General features: G+C 43.3%; 14 protein-coding genes. 1 reads left to right on the top strand and 13 read right to left on the bottom strand.

All coding sequences use genetic code 11. The features are described from left to right. The coding region (gene hisB / locus AC1DWN_RS15110) for an imidazoleglycerol-phosphate dehydratase HisB (RefSeq protein WP_477559727.1) at window positions 1–579 on the bottom strand (579 nt) is incomplete at its 3' end. A 344-nt stretch (window positions 580–923) separates the two neighbouring features. On the opposite strand from hisB, the gene AC1DWN_RS15105 reads away from it, so the two are divergent. Next, on the top strand, window positions 924–1334 hold the full coding sequence (locus tag AC1DWN_RS15105; protein WP_477559726.1) for a hypothetical protein: 411 nt from the start codon (window positions 924–926) through the stop codon (window positions 1332–1334). Between the two features lie 166 nt (window positions 1335–1500). Here the strand turns inward: AC1DWN_RS15105 and AC1DWN_RS15100 are convergent, their stop codons facing one another. The 12 genes from AC1DWN_RS15100 to AC1DWN_RS15045 form a co-directional block, all read right to left on the bottom strand. Beyond that, the gene (locus AC1DWN_RS15100) at window positions 1501–1878 is read right to left on the bottom strand and encodes a hypothetical protein (RefSeq protein WP_477559725.1); all 378 of its coding nucleotides are present in this window, start codon (window positions 1876–1878) and stop codon (window positions 1501–1503) included. A gap of 172 nt (window positions 1879–2050) precedes the next feature. Continuing rightward, entirely contained in the window at window positions 2051–2563 is a 513-nt protein-coding gene (locus tag AC1DWN_RS15095; RefSeq protein WP_477559724.1) for a hypothetical protein, read from the bottom strand. A gap of 176 nt (window positions 2564–2739) precedes the next feature. Beyond that, the gene (locus AC1DWN_RS15090) at window positions 2740–3282 is read right to left on the bottom strand and encodes an AAA family ATPase (RefSeq protein ID WP_477559723.1); all 543 of its coding nucleotides are present in this window, start codon (window positions 3280–3282) and stop codon (window positions 2740–2742) included. A gap of 860 nt (window positions 3283–4142) precedes the next feature. Further along, a complete protein-coding gene (locus AC1DWN_RS15085; protein ID WP_477559722.1) occupies window positions 4143–4343 on the bottom strand; it encodes a DUF4926 domain-containing protein in 201 nt (66 codons plus the stop codon). A gap of 8 nt (window positions 4344–4351) precedes the next feature. Beyond that, window positions 4352–6331: a DUF6883 domain-containing protein gene (locus AC1DWN_RS15080; protein ID WP_477559721.1), complete on the bottom strand. Its 1980-nt coding sequence runs from the start codon at window positions 6329–6331 to the stop codon at window positions 4352–4354. Between the two features lie 247 nt (window positions 6332–6578). Continuing rightward, window positions 6579–7952 carry a VWA domain-containing protein gene (locus AC1DWN_RS15075; RefSeq protein ID WP_477559720.1) on the bottom strand — a complete coding sequence of 458 codons (1374 nt, stop codon included), beginning with the start codon at window positions 7950–7952 and terminating at the stop codon, window positions 6579–6581. Between the two features lie 252 nt (window positions 7953–8204). Further along, window positions 8205–8702 carry a DUF1579 family protein gene (locus AC1DWN_RS15070; RefSeq protein WP_477559719.1) on the bottom strand — a complete coding sequence of 166 codons (498 nt, stop codon included), beginning with the start codon at window positions 8700–8702 and terminating at the stop codon, window positions 8205–8207. Between the two features lie 1488 nt (window positions 8703–10190). Continuing rightward, window positions 10191–11165 carry a hypothetical protein gene (locus AC1DWN_RS15065; protein WP_477559718.1) on the bottom strand — a complete coding sequence of 325 codons (975 nt, stop codon included), beginning with the start codon at window positions 11163–11165 and terminating at the stop codon, window positions 10191–10193. A 263-nt stretch (window positions 11166–11428) separates the two neighbouring features. Further along, window positions 11429–12760, bottom strand: a complete 1332-nt coding sequence (locus AC1DWN_RS15060; RefSeq protein WP_477559717.1) for a HAMP domain-containing sensor histidine kinase — start codon at window positions 12758–12760, stop codon at window positions 11429–11431. A 17-nt stretch (window positions 12761–12777) separates the two neighbouring features. Next, window positions 12778–13455 (bottom strand): response regulator transcription factor, encoded by a 678-nt coding sequence (locus AC1DWN_RS15055; protein WP_477559716.1) that lies wholly within the window; start codon window positions 13453–13455, stop codon window positions 12778–12780. 684 nt (window positions 13456–14139) lie between these two features. Further along, window positions 14140–14628, bottom strand: a complete 489-nt coding sequence (locus tag AC1DWN_RS15050) for a cysteine hydrolase family protein (protein ID WP_477559715.1) — start codon at window positions 14626–14628, stop codon at window positions 14140–14142. A 230-nt stretch (window positions 14629–14858) separates the two neighbouring features. After that, a complete protein-coding gene (locus AC1DWN_RS15045) occupies window positions 14859–15101 on the bottom strand; it encodes a hypothetical protein (RefSeq protein ID WP_477559714.1) in 243 nt (80 codons plus the stop codon). Window positions 15102–15473 lie beyond the last annotated feature (372 nt).

The following is a 15473-nucleotide window of genomic DNA, read 5'->3' as shown; positions in this document are numbered from 1 at the left end:
TGATAACGTACCCTTCGTAGACGGAATAACATCGCCTGTTATCCTAATTGCTTTCTTCAACGCATCGCCGAATGCCACGAAAATTGCCTCATTTATATGGTGTGTATTTCTGCCGTATTCCAAATTGATGTGCATGGTTATCCCGCTATTATGCGCTACAGCGAGAAAAAACTCTTCGGTTAATTCGGTTTCAAACTCGCCTGATCGTGTTGACGGCATTTCCACGTTAAACACTAAAAAAGAGCGATTAGATATACTCAAATCCACTAATGCTAAGCTCTCATCCATAGGTATTCGCGAACTACCATAACGGTTTATGCCTATTTTATCCCCTATAGCCTTTTTGATTGCTTGCCCCAAGCATATTCCAATGTCCTCAACCGTGTGATGCCCATCTATCTCTAAATCACCTTTGCAATCCACATTTAGTTTTATTCCTGCCCTAAAAGCAAAAAGCGTGAGCATATGGTTAAAGAATCCAATTCCCGTGTTGATGTTGCCTTCACTGTATTCATCGAGATTAAGCTCAAGTTTAATTTCTGTTTCTTTTGTTTTTCTGTTAATTAATGCCTCTCGCACCATAACAAACTCCCTTCTTAACTGAGGTATTGCTTTTTGGTATTGCTAGCCGAATGAATTCGATTAAGACCACATCCTTTATCGCTTTACTCCTCTAATATATTACCGTAATAAAGCGATAATGTAAAGTTATGTAAGTGTCGGTCAGCCACGCTAAACTGCCCGTGCTTAACGCTTATAACTAGGACATCTGTACAAAAACCTTTATTTTTTACAAATGTTTAGGACAATGGTTCTCAGAAGAAGTCTACGTACAAGAGCTGTCAGAATAAAGAATATAAAACAATGGTTGTAACATTCTTTGGGTAAATTTCGTTTCTCTTATTATAAAGGATATGAATAAAATGAATAGGAAGTACATTTCAATTATTATCATTGGATTAGTGTTTGTTATATTAGCTGGAATCTTTTTTATAGTTAGAAATAATTTAGACTTTATCAATCAATTTAGAAGCTTCACGGTGACTATAGATAATCAATCTGATTATGATATTGTAACTGTTGAAACAGGGGTTATCACAAGTGATTCATTGGAATCGAAAGATCTTGACGATAGTGGGATTCAGAGCGGTAAGAAATTAAAGGTTACACCAAACCTTAAATTAACTGGAGTGGGTCGGATATACATAAAATATACCGATTCACGAGGGGAAGTTACAAATAAATCAATATGTTCATACACGGAATCTTTATCTGGATACTCAAATGTCATCATACAAAATGATAATGTTAAAATTGAGGAGCACTGCAACTAAGACTGTGTATATTAAAAAAGCTGATGCATTTAATTTGCATCAGCTTTTTTTCTAACTTTATTCAAAAAATAAATATCAACTTACTTTCGCGGTAGCTCCTTCATCGTTTGTATCGAGTCCTTCATTGAACTAACGTTCTCCGTTAGTTTAACGTTCTGGTCCAACCTCATTCACTTGGTTGCTTAGAAACAACGCTCATACCATCGGCTTTATACCCTTTTTCTACATCCGCCCGAAAGGTAATCTGTACTGTTTCAGAGCTGTTATCTTTTGTAAGTACTTCTCCTTCTATCTTGAATTCAGATACAAGGTTATCCGAATTTATTATCGGTAGCACGCGAGCATTTCCGAAGAGAAAATCAGTGCGATACCTTTCTCTGAGGACGCTCCTTATTTTCGGATAGAGTTCAATCATTAAGGCTTGTTGCACTAACTGACATTGCGGCGTTGTATTGGATTCTGATGATGCTTCTTTACTCATAACTGAATTATTGATCGGGACAACTAGCGTGAATGCTAATACGAATGCCAAAATCACCTTCATCAAATGATAACACCTCGCCAATGGGATATTTTAATTTTCCCAATAAGCGGAAATAAATGCGGTGCTAATTGTTTCACTATCCTGCCCGTTAGCGTAACGAAGGCTACCGTACGTTTTGGCAGCCTTCTGTATTAAAGTATCATTATCCGTTAGGGAAACATACAACGTTGATCTATTTTATTATCGCAATCAAATTGTCATTATCTTCAATTTTTAATAGTTTGACTCCTTTTGAATTCACTTGATATTCCCAATAGCTGACCGCTTCTTTGTTGCCTACTTTTACATTCCAATCTTTCTTTAGCGTGACCACAAATGTTCCGTCTTCCTTTTTTTCAACGTTCGTTGTCAATTCCAAGTTTGTTGTTGTTCCTGCCTTGCCGCCGATTGGAGCTTCTACTTTCTTTGTCTCCCCAGATTTATTTGGGAAATCGATAGAAGGTTGTCCATCTAATCCCTTGGTAAGTGCCTTTAAAACCATTGCGATGGCCTCAATTTCAGTGAAACCTTCTTCCTTTGCTGCTCCGGCGGTTGGGACATTTGAGTTTACGTCTGAATTCGCGCTTAGTTCGTTCAGTAGAGCAGTCGCATCGGCATCGGCATTTTCTTTACTAGATTGACTGCAACCACTTAAAATCGTAACACTGACTAATAAGCAAAAGCTAAAAAATTTCATTTTGTTCATGCTGTTCCCCCCTAGTATGCTTTGTTAACTTCGACGTATTAGTCACATTGAATGTTGCGCAATCATGCCRTTCTAAAATAAGTAACTGCCCTTTCAAATCAATAAAAATTGGGCGTACCGTTGTGGACTGCACCGTTGTCATTTATTTAGCTATCGTGTCCCGTTAGTTGAATCTCTTACGTTAGAAGCGCCTCATCCTGCAATCTCGTTACAATTTCAATAACGGTTTCTTCAGGTGTCAATTCAGATGAGTCTATCCACATTCCGATTTGGGGTGTTTCATTTCGTAACAGACTGTCCAGCCCTTCCACAGTCCAAACAACATATCCTTTTTTTAAACGGGCAGCTTCCCTCTGTTTGACGATTGACGAGTTCGGACAAAGAACCACAACATAGAAGGGGCGGCTTTGGATGAAAGAAATAAAATCGTTCAGCATTGGACCAATTACAACATCCTGAACTACAACAGTAAATCCAGCTTGAAAATAGGCATCCGCAGACTGCGCGGCCAGTCGATACCGGAGCCGTAATTGATCCATCTCGTCATTTCCCGCGTTTGGCTGCACCTCTTTGCGGTTATTAACGATCATTCTCCGAAAAATATCTCCTCGTAAATGCACCGATTTCTCAAACCGTTCGGAAAGTAACTGTGCTACTGTTGATTTTCCGCTTGCCATTATTCCTGTTATTAGAATAATGCTAGGACGTTCTGCTAGCATAGAGTCGTCACCTCTTTCTTCTTTTCCCATTAATTATAAGTGTTATATTTTAACTATTTAAGGGCGAGTTTGGTTTAAACAAAAATTCCCTCTAAACTGTTCCGTTATCCTGCCAGTTGACTTAATAAATAAAGGTAGCAGCTGCCGCAGCAAACTGCCCTTATTTGTTTAACTAACGTCACCCGTCCCTCAGTATTAAGGGTTTATCTCACATATACTCACTCATTCGCAGGATTTCATCACCTTGAGATTAGGAGAATCTATGGAGAGTACTTTGTTAATCCTGATGGACCAGTAGATGTCCGTAAACTCGACTACAATGCGGTCAATCGAAACTTGTACGTCTTCCATGTTCAGCCCCCAACCGAAATTTTTTAACGAATTTCGGACTATATTAGAGGGCAGGCGGCTAGCCTAAAACGTATCCTTACCTGTATATGTTGACTGGCACGTTACCAGATTGTTCTTAACAAAGTAATCATCGTTGCAATGGTCAGTTATGTTGCGGATAAAGTAATCTTCTTTTTACCGCCCTTACTATAGTTGTCGTGCTATGCATCTTGAAAGTTGCGATTCAGTCTTCCTCTCCCTCACTATCGCTGTAGGGGTATTCTACAGTAGCGGGTAAATTTGAAAAAACGCAAGAAAACGAAGATAACAAAAAACAGGTCAATCATGGTGGTATCTGACCATAATCGACCTGTTTTATGTAACACTTTAGCGTTATTTGGGTTATAAATTATCAAGCATTATTGTGCGTACAAACGAAATGACGAAATCTTTATACAGGTATCACATGGGTTATATGTGTTATCGGTTTAATGATGGGTTCATCGGCACTGGGTAGCCCCACCATACAACTAACCCACATACAGCTCAATTTCATTGGGCTGAAGTACAATCATAGCTATAGTAATACCTGTATCATCTACAAATTCGATTTCATAGGCTTCATTCGGAGTTGTATGCACTGAAACTATCACTCCGATGTCACCCTTTTTTAATCCTTCATTTGGGTAATCATTCAATACCACGACAGTATCGAGTTCGTTAAATCTCATTTAATCACCTACTTTACATATATTGTTGTCATCTCCGGTACATCTGAACCCGGCTTCAGAATCCAACCTGTTCTAACTGTAGTTGTATTTCCATTTGGACCTGTTATCTGCATATCTACAGTATACCTTTGTCCATATTGGTCCGCTTTACCCAAAACAGCTTCACTCTGAGGTAACTTCTCTTGAACCTGTTTCATCAAGTCATCGGCATTGGATTTATTGTACCCTAGAGCACTATCAAAAACTTTCGCTTTGTTGCGTCCGACGGGATGTTCCGGATTCAAAGCGTAGTCTGTAAGTTTTCGAGGGTCTATCTTTGCATTTTCTAGGTTAGGTAAAGCATTTTCAACTTTACCCATCCCCTCATCGGCTTTATTCTTATTCGGCGTATCGTCATCCGGCTTCCGGGAACCGAGCTTATCCAGAAGCTTGCGAACATACCCGCGCCCTTTCATCCCCACCCATCTTAGAGCTTTGCCGAACGGGATTCGGCTTAGTACAATGCCTACAGCCACGCCAAGCGCATTTTCGGGAGTCAGCAGCTTCTTCGGATTGCGGATATAACCGGCAATCTCATGTCCGCTCCCGGCGATTCCCATCGACGTCATCGCGAAGCCAAAAGCCGGCCAGAATCCGACGAAGAGCAGTGACAGGGCAAGGGCCCCGAGCACGATCGCGCCCTGTTCATACCATTCCAGCCGATCCCACCAATCTTGCAGCGAATCGAACATGCAGGCGAAACATGCCGTTTCCCCTCCGCCCGTATGAGCCCCGATGCTTGCGAACAAACCGGCCGCAAGCAGAATCACTGCGAGTCCGGTCAGCACCTGGCAAAGAGCTTTCACCCGAGCCTGGATAGACTCCTTCCGATCGGCCGCTTCCTCGTTCCCGTAGAGCAAATGAAATCCAAGCTCCCTGCGCTCCCGGTAAAAGCCAAGCCAATATATGAATTTCCCCCGGTCGAGGCAAAGAGAGCGGATCATATTCCACAGTTCGGTAAACGGATTAAAAAGCGGCTCGTTCGGCAGCGACGTAAGGCGGTTTCGTATTTTGTTCAGCAACCAGTAATCGGCAATGAGCGATGCGGCCAACATCAACAGGAAGACTGGTTGAGTTTTATAACCGCTGCCGGTCCACTCATGAAGCCGGAACACCCAACCCGGCAGCTCGTGCTGGCCGTTATAAGCCGCGTGATCCAAGATGGACCACAGTAACATGATTGCCGGGAACAGAAAAACCCATTTCGTCAGTCTTGTCCTCAGCCGGTAGGCTATTCCGCACGCAAGCGCGATCATGGCGGTATGTACGGGATGACCGACTGTCATTAGCGTCGGAAACAAACTTTCTTCGAAACGCCCTGGAAACAGCGAGAAAAAATCCMAGTGTATTGTTTCGCCGCCCAGCATCGTAAAGCTATAGCCATACTTTTCCGCAAGAATACCGGAACTTAGCCATCTTCGGGACAATTCTTCCATCATTTGGAAGCCGACGCCCGTCGCCGCGCCGATAAGCGTGTAATCGCTCAAGCTCAAAGCGGAAGCTCGACGCGAGAACAACAGGAATATGCCTAGCGGAAGTAGCTTCCACAACTCTTCGAAAATCGGCGTAATCACGGCAATGGACCAAGTGTCGGACGTTTTTCCGCCGAAAAGCACGTGGAGAGCATTGACCGTAAGCGTCGTGAACGGTACGACAAGAAAAACGCCTGCCAGTACGAACAGAACGATCGGCTTCCACGGCATCGTTTTGCTTCGGCACAGAAACCAAAATTGCAGCAAAACATAAAACGACCATAAATATTGAACCATCATGGTACGCGATTCTTTAACGAAAAACAAGCTTAAAACAAACATGATTAGCGACAACCATGAAAAAATCGTATACATCGTTTTAATAAACGGATATTTCTCAATCCATGCTTGGCTAGTTCGGTGGATGGCCTCAAGGAAATCCCGAATTCCGGTTCGAATGGACCAGATCGTATTCACCTACTGTCGCCTCCTTTGAATGCCGACACCGTGCCAGCGGGACGTCTCCCTTGACGACGGTCCGGCCATGAGTAAATAAATGAATTCATGATATCATGGTCACCGATCGATCGGAGCGGAGGGTTATTGAGTAACACCCGCAAATTGAACCTAATCTATTACTCTCGGGATACTAGTATTATATGCATCCTTGTAAAATGTGGCAAAAGGCGCTGGTCTCAAATCTAGATGGATTACGCCGCATCCGCTAATTATTTTTCTTATTAGTCAATTCATCGATATTCTTATTTCCTTCATCAGTTATATCGTTATTAACCTTATTTCCACTTTTTGAAACTTCGTCATACAAACGCTTTCCTGTATCGCTAGCATAACTCCAAGCGAAATTTTTGCGTTCCGTAATCATTTTAAAGAGTTCACTCTTTGGGAAAGCATCTCTTTTTTTTGTTTCCAGATACTTAAGGGCTGCTAGCTGATTAGAATTTTCTTTGACCGCAAGGCCTTGCATTGTTTCACGGGTTTGATTGAGTGTTCCCTGTTTTTGTTCTTTTTGTATATTTGCCTCCCCTGCTCCTTTTTCTTTCCATCTCGTCCACTCGCCTCGTAATTTATCATACGTTTTGTTCAGATATTTTTTTAATGCTTCTTCATTATCAATGAAAGTAAATTCTCCACCACCAGATGCAGCAACCTGTTTAAGCATTTTTTGCCCTTCATTATTCACATCAAAGCCAATAATATTCACAACGGTCTTAACCTTCGATTGGTTAAGCTCTTTTGCAATCTGTACGGGATTGCCTCCACAGGTTTCAATTCCATCACTTACCACATAGACGATCGAATCCGTAGTTTCAGGATTAATATCTTGTTTTACGGATTCTAGGGCATTAGCAATTGGTGTCCATCCAGCTGGTTCTACATCTTGAAGTACCGTTTTTATTTGTTTGGTCTGCTCACCTTGACCATGAAAGATTTCTTCTGTACTGCTACAGGATACTTTTTTATCTTTCTGACTTCCTGTTCCTTTATGTCCATAAACCCGCAAAGATACCTCTGCATTTTTTGGCAACTTATCCCCGAAACTTTGAATAGCTTCTTTTGCAGAATCCATTTTTGATTTCCCGTTAATCGTTGCTTTCATGCTGCCACTGGCATCAAGTAAGATTGAAATATGCAGCTTCCTGCTTGTGGGTAATGTAACCTTTTCATTAGGTCGTGGATTATTCACTGTAACTTCGGATTCAAAATCAATAAAAGTGGACACGTAAGGGCGATAGTCTTCAGCCAATAGGAGGAGTAGTTCTTCCTCATATTGATCAGCTGTCAAATCGCTTGGTAATTGGTCTAGAGCCTCTTGAACTTTCTGTTCATCAAAATTAGAACCAGCAAATCGCCCTGGAGGTTTCATTAATATTTGTTCATCTGTTAATAAGGGGGTCTGAGGTTTAGTTCGAATTGAATCCGATGGGGTCTGTATGTTTGAGGTATTCTTTTTTGGTTCATTACGTTGATTTGAATCTGTTGGGTTCTGAACTTTTGAGGTATTCTGTTCCGGTTCATTACTACAACCAGCAAGGAATACGATTAACGTTATAAATATTAAAATAGATCTTCGTATCATCAACTTATCTCCAATTAGTCTTCTTATTTACTCTCATATTATGATTAGGGTCACTCTTCTTCACTTTATCAATAGGCTAAGTTAAACCTTAATGTTGATTCTGGGTTAAATTTAACCGCCTTCTAAGGAAGGCGGTTAGTTGAGCTAACGTATCAGTTAGTTAAGTTGATAGGGGTGCCACTTTTAGCAGCCCATTGATACTAATTTCGTATTCGAACCTCAACAGAATATAAATAGTAGAGGATTTTTTAGCTAGATGACTTTAGTCAACTTGATGTCCATCCATTGTTCCCAATTCTTACCGTCGTTTGACAGCTCCCAACTACCTGTTAAGGTGTTGCTATCTTCACTAAACATTCCTGTGAATCGCTCCGATTTCCCAAAAATTGTCCAGGCACGGTCGAGTAGGTTCGCTTGGTATGCACTGAAATTGCCTTGGTTGTCATATGAGTGTGTTGTGTAATTCTGACTGGAAGCATCATAGCCAATGATCTCAATAGCCTTAACCTCATCTTTCCCCATATGGCCATCAACATGATGAATAAGAAAATAACCCCCGGGCAACCATTCGTAGGTATCTACTGCTTTCAACTGATAAGCTGGCCCGGACGGACTCGCTTTAATCACACCCTCTGTATTCCATTTCCCTACGAAGACATTCAAGCGTCCCATTGCAGGATCAGGTTTAGACGGATTTTGTGGAGTAAGGGCATTATCATTCTCCGGTTCACTGATATTGTTTGTTGCCATTTTGATTTCTCCTTTCATGCGAAATTCCTTATATCATAGCATGTAACAAATGTTATGATTTCTTACCAATTGCTCATTTTATTACCCAGGATAACCCAATTACCTAATAACCATTACTGCCCGATAGTTCATCAAGAAAAAGCCGACCGTCGAAGATTGGTGTTTGTCTCCTTTACAGTGAACAGGCAAGAAGTGATCAACATATTTTTCTTATTGGTCATTGTATTCTCATATTCCTTGCTCTCAACATAACGGAACCAAGTCAAATAATGTTGCAGATACTTCGTTGCAACGCCATTGAAAACGGTCAATCCAACGTTTCAATCGGCTATGATAGTCCTCTCCCAACCGCCCTGCCAAAATCATAGGGTCGTATGGTCGCAAACGGCGGTAAACCTCCGGGCCGGCATTGGATGCCCGTTAGCGTGGCGACGGTAGCCGATCGTTCTGGCCGGCAGCCGTAGTGTTGTGATTGAACTATCGGTTGCAATAGGTAAGCGTTTGAAGTGATTTCCAGCTTTTCCCCTGCTCCACACGAAGCGTGCCAGTTTCCCGGCACTCCGCGCTCCCTCTAACTGAATGTACTAGATCATAAGTTCCTCGTTACTCAAGGATATGGACCGTTAAGTCATCCCAGTAGCTTGCACTGTGGCATCCCCTTCTTGAAGAAGTGATGTTCCCACATTCCTACCTGACCGGTGCAATTCACGCTTGGAAAATGATCGTTCTTTTCAGTTAGACTTGGGGCTGTTCCTCCACTCCCATTACAGGAGATTCATCAGTCGTGCCCCTGCCCTCACAAGGATTAATGTATTTCGGCATGCGCCTTATAACAACCGTTTCGGGTAACAGCCCTTGTTGCAACGTCCCTTGCTTTCCAAGCCCCTTACATCCTAGCTATTCTTTCTGGACTTAGGTGCTTCCTCTAAGCCTGTGAGACCAATGCCGCCATTGTTCGGCATAGCGTATTTCATAGGAAAAATTTTTACTTTACGCCGCCCACCCCATCGTTTGATGGTACATATGTTTCCATATGTTCTAACTTTAGACCTGTACATTCGGAAGTTTGTCAGTTCAGTCTGTTTGAACATTCTCACCCTATCCAGTTTTTCAGCCACGCGGCATATCCGTTGGCATACCTTTTCTATTCGAATGGCTCTAGCCTTCGTTCTGCCGAATCTACCTGTACTTCACACCACATGACCTGTTAGTCATGACGCGCGCAGGAGTATTGGCGGAATGGTTTCGGGATACATGGTTCCGTCATTCCCATCCTCGGTTGTAAAGTTAAGATTACTCATTGTAATCTCCTGCTTTTCACGAAGTTAGTCGCTTATAGTAGAACTTGTCATACTGTCCCGTTAGCTGAACGTTTTCCGCAATCCTTTCGGTCCACAAAGACACCCCACCTGACAACTGACATAGGAATGTTGCTATTCGTTGTTCTTACTATTTTCAATTGGAATCAGCTGTATTTGCTACTACGCCTCAAACTGATTCGCCGCGCAAGGCGCGTCGGCGATCATGCAGCACCAGAAGGAGGATCATCCCCATCATCACCCCCAGGATGGTGCCTGCCTCCGTGGTCAGCACTTGTGCCAGCGGGTGCTCCGGGGCGGGCTGGGCATCGGTGCGAGAAGTGGACAAGCGGTTGAAGAGATTGTAAGAGAACAGCATTCCCGACGAGATCCATGCCGCCGCCATGGGGGGTAGGAACCTCCGCGAGCCACGGCGGGAAGTAAGCGTTAGCAAGCCCCACGCCCCCGCGAAGGCCCACACGCCGGTACTCAACGACAGCAGGCGCCACCATATATCGCGGTCATCCAGCATGGCAGGCTCGATGCCGAGGGTACCGCCTACCACCCAGTACATCTTGATGGCACCCAGTATTATGCAGCCAGCTGCGATGAGCCTGCCTAAGGTGATCTGCATATCCCGGGTGTGTCCCGGCAATTCCATGTCGGTCGGACCGCCCAGCGCCTCCGGCCACCGCGCTTTGGTGTATCCCGCCAAGGCAAGCGGCAGGAAAATACCGACCCCGATCAGCGAGACCATGACGAATATCTGTTCGTAGGTCCAGATGTCGGCTGCGCCTGCCGCCATGTCCCGAGTCATGGCGGCCGGTCCAAGCACCGGTGCCAGCAACAGCATCGGAACGAGCAGACCAGTGCCTATCCACACGGGGAGGGCAACCAGCCAGGCGGGTAACCGTTCACCCCACGGCCTGCTGAATGCCAGCGCCAGCAGGATGCCGACCATAGAGAGAACAGCAGTTGCTGCGTTGATCGCGCGCCAGCTAGCATCGCCCATTTGCTCGGTCGGAATGAAGAGACCGAAAGTCCAGACGATTTTAATCAGAAGATACGGCATCACCGCTATGGCGGCGCCATAGCCGCAAAACCTACGCATCTTCATCCATTGCGGGGCAAGCCGCCCCGCCGTTACCTTCTTGTCGTACTGCATGTTTTCTTACCTCCTTAAACAACTCTCCAATGGTTTCGATATCGTACCATATTAAACCACTGAAGCGGTCCAGATCGAACTCCACTCAATTCCCTATAAATTCACCTTTTCTGATCACCCCATATCCCATTCTATTTCATGAATCGAAAAGTAAAGTGACCTCAAGTTTAAGTTTAGGTTAAATTGTTTTATCCGGAAGTTGTTAGAGCCCCAGATCCAAATGGAATGTTATATTTAAAAAAAGGAAACCGCATGCAAATCATCTAAGATGACTCACGCTGCAGCTTCTTTTCCGACCATATATAAAATGCACTACCGTTTGCGTAGGATTCCAGTTTCCACTGCATGCCCATCTCCTTGGCCATCATCGATATGATGGCCAAACCGATCCCCGCGCCTTTTTCAGGTGACTCGCCAGAGATACCAGGACCTTTGTCTTGAATGACAAGCATCGACTGCCCCTTTCGTTCAACGATTTGAATGCCTATGTACCGACCCAACCCAGCATGACGCATCACGTTCTGAAACACATTGTCAAGGATCCGGTTAAACCACAACGGATCTACAACCCATCTCAGCGGCCACTCAGGAAGCTCAACAAGGACCTCAAAGCCCTTGTTTTCGAATACCGGATACCACTCGGCGACTCTGTTCCTGATTTCTTCAGCTATATCGATCGTTTGCACGCGCAACGGATACTTTCCCGCGGACAGCAGTGTGTACGAAAGAAGGTTATCCATCAGCTTGCTCACTTCATCCAGTTTGTGCTCGATTACGTCAAGCGAAGCCTGTCCCCGGGAGGAAGAAGGGTCTTTCCGAACAGTATGGGTATGCTGCCGGATCACGGTCAGCGGCGTCCTGAGATCGTGGGAAATATTCGAAATAAGTTGCTTGCGAAGTTCCTCCTCCTTCCTCTCCCGGTTACGGCTGTCCTTAAGCTCTCGTACCATCCGATTAAACGCCCCTTCGAGTTCTCCGATTTCGTCGTCCTTGCTTATGGTGACTTCATCCGGAATATCCTTCAGCCTGTTTACTGTCATCGCTGATTGAAGCTTGATGAGTCTTCTGCGAAGACGAACGAAGAAGAGCCATGACAGCACGAAAAAGGACAGATAGATTACGAAGAACAGAAGAACGAGCAGCGCGTTTCTTGATAGCGACATTTCTGCAGACAGAATATGGGATTCGGGGATCTGAATCACCATAACCCCCTGCTTCGGATCGTTTCCGATGAGTGACGTTACGGCAAACGTCTCACGTTCACGGTGTTTTGCCCAAAATGAGAGAGTATCCTCATATGTCCACTGCTCGGGAATATCCGACGGGTGGTCCATGACAGGATACTTCTTCCCCGACTGGTCCACCCAGAACATCTCAGCATCCGGATAGTCTTCGTTCAACTTGTTTAGCCTTTCATGTATCTTATCCCTACTAGCACCGTCCAGCTTGACTGCTTCTTGCCGCCACATGCGGCTGATCTCCTCAGGAACATACAGCGCATGCTCCCTGAATAAATAGACCGGCAAATAAAACATCGCCGGAATGACCGGCCATAGAAGCAAGGCGGTCAAAATAAGGAACAGGTATTTCCTCATTAAAGAGCCTCGGATTCTCATGATCGCACCCGGTATCCGACGCCACGGATTGTTTCGATAATTTTGGGGAAACCGGAATCCAACTCGATCTTCTCGCGCAGATGCCGGATATGCACCGTCAGCGTCTTATCTCCGTCCAAATGCGGCTCGCCCCAAACAGATTCATAAATCTGTTTCTGGGTCAATATGTGATTCAGATGGTCCAGGAAATACATGAATATATGGAACTGCTTACCTGTAAGCACAATCTCTGCCCTGGTTTCGGAATTCCATAAACGGCTTTCTTTCCGGTCGATCGTTAAATGCCGGATCTGAAGCTGTTCCGTTTCCGCAGCGCCGGTACGCCTGAGGAGGACTTGGATACGTGCAGCCAACTCATCCGGATGAAAAGGCTTCGTTATGTAATCATCGGCAAAAGACAAGCCTGTAAGCTTATCCTCGATTGAGGTTCTGGCCGTAAGCATCAGGATGGGCATAGCGGGATTGATCCGTTTTAGCCGCTGACCGACCGTGAATCCGTCCAAACCCGGAAGCATAATATCCAAAACGACTAGATCGCAGTGTTCTATTACTACCTCCGCATCTTGGCCCGAAGTCTTCCAGATCACCCCATAGCCTTGACCTATTAAAAAGTCCCTGGACCAGGAACCGATTTCCTGATCGTCTTCAATGTACAAGATGGTAAATGTCTTCATCGTGTTATGGTCCCCTAAAAAGTGATATATAGGTAGTCTAGCATATTATGGCTGCTGAGGAGATCGGGAAATCAATGATATTAGAAGTCGATCTTCCATTTGATAATCTGGTGAATCGGAAAATCATGCCATTTAAAAATGTTTTCAATGTATCGGAGGACTTCATTTGTCCTCAGTCTTTAGATTTTAGATATTCATCAAATCGGCTATGAATACATGTTCTTGTCCTTTTCGGTTAACGATATAAGTTCTTGTCCCCTACATGGGACAAGAACTTTTATCATAAAAACAAAAAATCCGCCAATTTGACGTCTTCATATGGGTGTATGTTCTTGTCCTCCGACAGAGGACAAGAACATATATCGTTTGCCGCGCGTTTGCCTTCCTTTCGATAAACAAACAGACAAAGAAAAAGACGTCCTTTATGTTTCTGGATGGCCGATCAAATGAAAGTAAAATCCCAGCTTACAAATAAACTTACATTATTTATTTCTCGCTATGCTCGTACGATCCTGCCCATTCTCGGGGAAAGGCAGCCGCTAGATATCGGCTGCCTTCACAAGGGGTGGACTAAGCTATAGTTCCTCGTTAGTTCAACACCTCGGACGGATCAAGCCGTAAGGTCCGCAGCATGAATAAGGTGTTATATACTGCAGGGGCCTTCTTGAGTTACCTGCAAAATTTTTATTTTACTATAAACTCAATTATTGGATAAGAGATTATATTTCTATCCCGGTATGTATTATTAATCACATCACTATTTGCACTTATAATTCCATTTTGAAGAATCACTGTCTTAAAGCCTCTTTCCTTTGCACCATTATAAGTAAATAGAACACAATGCTCTGCTGCAAAGCCTGCCACAATAACTAAACCAATTTCTTGCTTTAATAATATCTGTTCTAATTCTGTATTCCAAAACGCATTCGATACTTTTTTAGTAATCTTGATATCTTTTTGTTCAACTTTGATCTCCGAGATGATATCGAGTAATTCAGAGTTAAGATCTTCTGCTCCTTCAATATCCTGAATATGTATAACACAATGATTTTTTGAACGAAGTAGGTCTGCGACATAGTTTATGTGTTCACATGCAATTTCAACATTAAATTTTTCTCTTTGACCTTGTAAAAAGACTTTTTGCATATCTACAATTAATAATCCAATTCTCATTGTAAGTCTCCTTATGTTTTTATAGTTTTTAAAATATGTCTTTAATCTTTGTCCCATTGCATAAACGGTCTTATTAGCGGAATTCGTATAATAAGCTGGATGAGACGGGTTACGTATTTCATAATTAGCCAAAAGATATATTGAATTATTCGCGAAGATATTAGTATCTTCCTTAATTCAATTCAACTATACTGCCAGTTAGCTTAACAAAGAACAAGTTTTTTATAATATCAATGCGAACCATTAAATTCTATTTTATTATCGATATCCTCTAAATTTAATTTGGAAATATCATCGTCTTCTAAATCACTAATAACTGAAATTAACCTCAAGTCTTTTCCTGGCGTACCCAAAAGGATTGCTCTTGATCGAAATGTCTCAAATCCACTTTCTTCTGCAAGATATTCAGTTAAAATTTCTAAAATATCGTCTTCGTTGAATTTATAAGTTTTTCTTTTATTGTTTTGATTCAAATTTATTCACCTTTCATTCTCTAATTATTTTTACTCTTTCTAAAAATTTGTTCAACATTACTGCCCATAGGTGAAAAAAAGCTGCCGATGATGTCAGCAGCCTTGATGGAATAGCTATCGTTCCCCGTTAGCATTCCTGTAGAGCGTTAAATTTCCGCTTTGCAAAAAAACGAGCGCCTCGGTACGATGGAAGTACGCAACGGGTCATAGCCCTAAAAATTCCATCATCCAGGAGGACGCTCTATTATGAAGTTTAAATCGCAAGCGAGACAAAATCAGCTCATTGAAAAAATTACTGCTCAGCATTTAGTTGTCGGGATCGACATTGCCCAGCAGATGCATGTTGCGCGCGCTGTAAACTTTCGTGGCATC

The sequence above is a fragment of the Paenibacillus sp. P4_A7 genome (genome assembly GCF_056402455.1).
Note: the sequence above shows the minus strand (reverse complement) of the source record. Positions and strands in the feature narration are given on the sequence as shown.

Excerpts from the sequence above, each read along its gene's own strand:
- AC1DWN_RS15105 (WP_477559726.1), top strand. The coding sequence starts at position 924 with ATGAATAGGAAGTACATTTCAATTATTATCATTGGATTAGTGTTTGTT.
- AC1DWN_RS15100 (WP_477559725.1), bottom strand. The coding sequence starts at position 1,878 with ATGAAGGTGATTTTGGCATTCGTATTAGCATTCACGCTAGTTGTCCCG.
- AC1DWN_RS15095 (WP_477559724.1), bottom strand. The coding sequence starts at position 2,563 with ATGAACAAAATGAAATTTTTTAGCTTTTGCTTATTAGTCAGTGTTACG.
- AC1DWN_RS15090 (WP_477559723.1), bottom strand. The coding sequence starts at position 3,282 with ATGCTAGCAGAACGTCCTAGCATTATTCTAATAACAGGAATAATGGCA.
- AC1DWN_RS15085 (WP_477559722.1), bottom strand. The coding sequence starts at position 4,343 with ATGAGATTTAACGAACTCGATACTGTCGTGGTATTGAATGATTACCCA.
- AC1DWN_RS15075 (WP_477559720.1), bottom strand. The coding sequence starts at position 7,952 with ATGATACGAAGATCTATTTTAATATTTATAACGTTAATCGTATTCCTT.
- AC1DWN_RS15070 (WP_477559719.1), bottom strand. The coding sequence starts at position 8,702 with ATGGCAACAAACAATATCAGTGAACCGGAGAATGATAATGCCCTTACT.
- AC1DWN_RS15065 (WP_477559718.1), bottom strand. The coding sequence starts at position 11,165 with ATGCAGTACGACAAGAAGGTAACGGCGGGGCGGCTTGCCCCGCAATGG.
- AC1DWN_RS15060 (WP_477559717.1), bottom strand. The coding sequence starts at position 12,760 with ATGAGGAAATACCTGTTCCTTATTTTGACCGCCTTGCTTCTATGGCCG.
- AC1DWN_RS15055 (WP_477559716.1), bottom strand. The coding sequence starts at position 13,455 with ATGAAGACATTTACCATCTTGTACATTGAAGACGATCAGGAAATCGGT.
- AC1DWN_RS15050 (WP_477559715.1), bottom strand. The coding sequence starts at position 14,628 with ATGAGAATTGGATTATTAATTGTAGATATGCAAAAAGTCTTTTTACAA.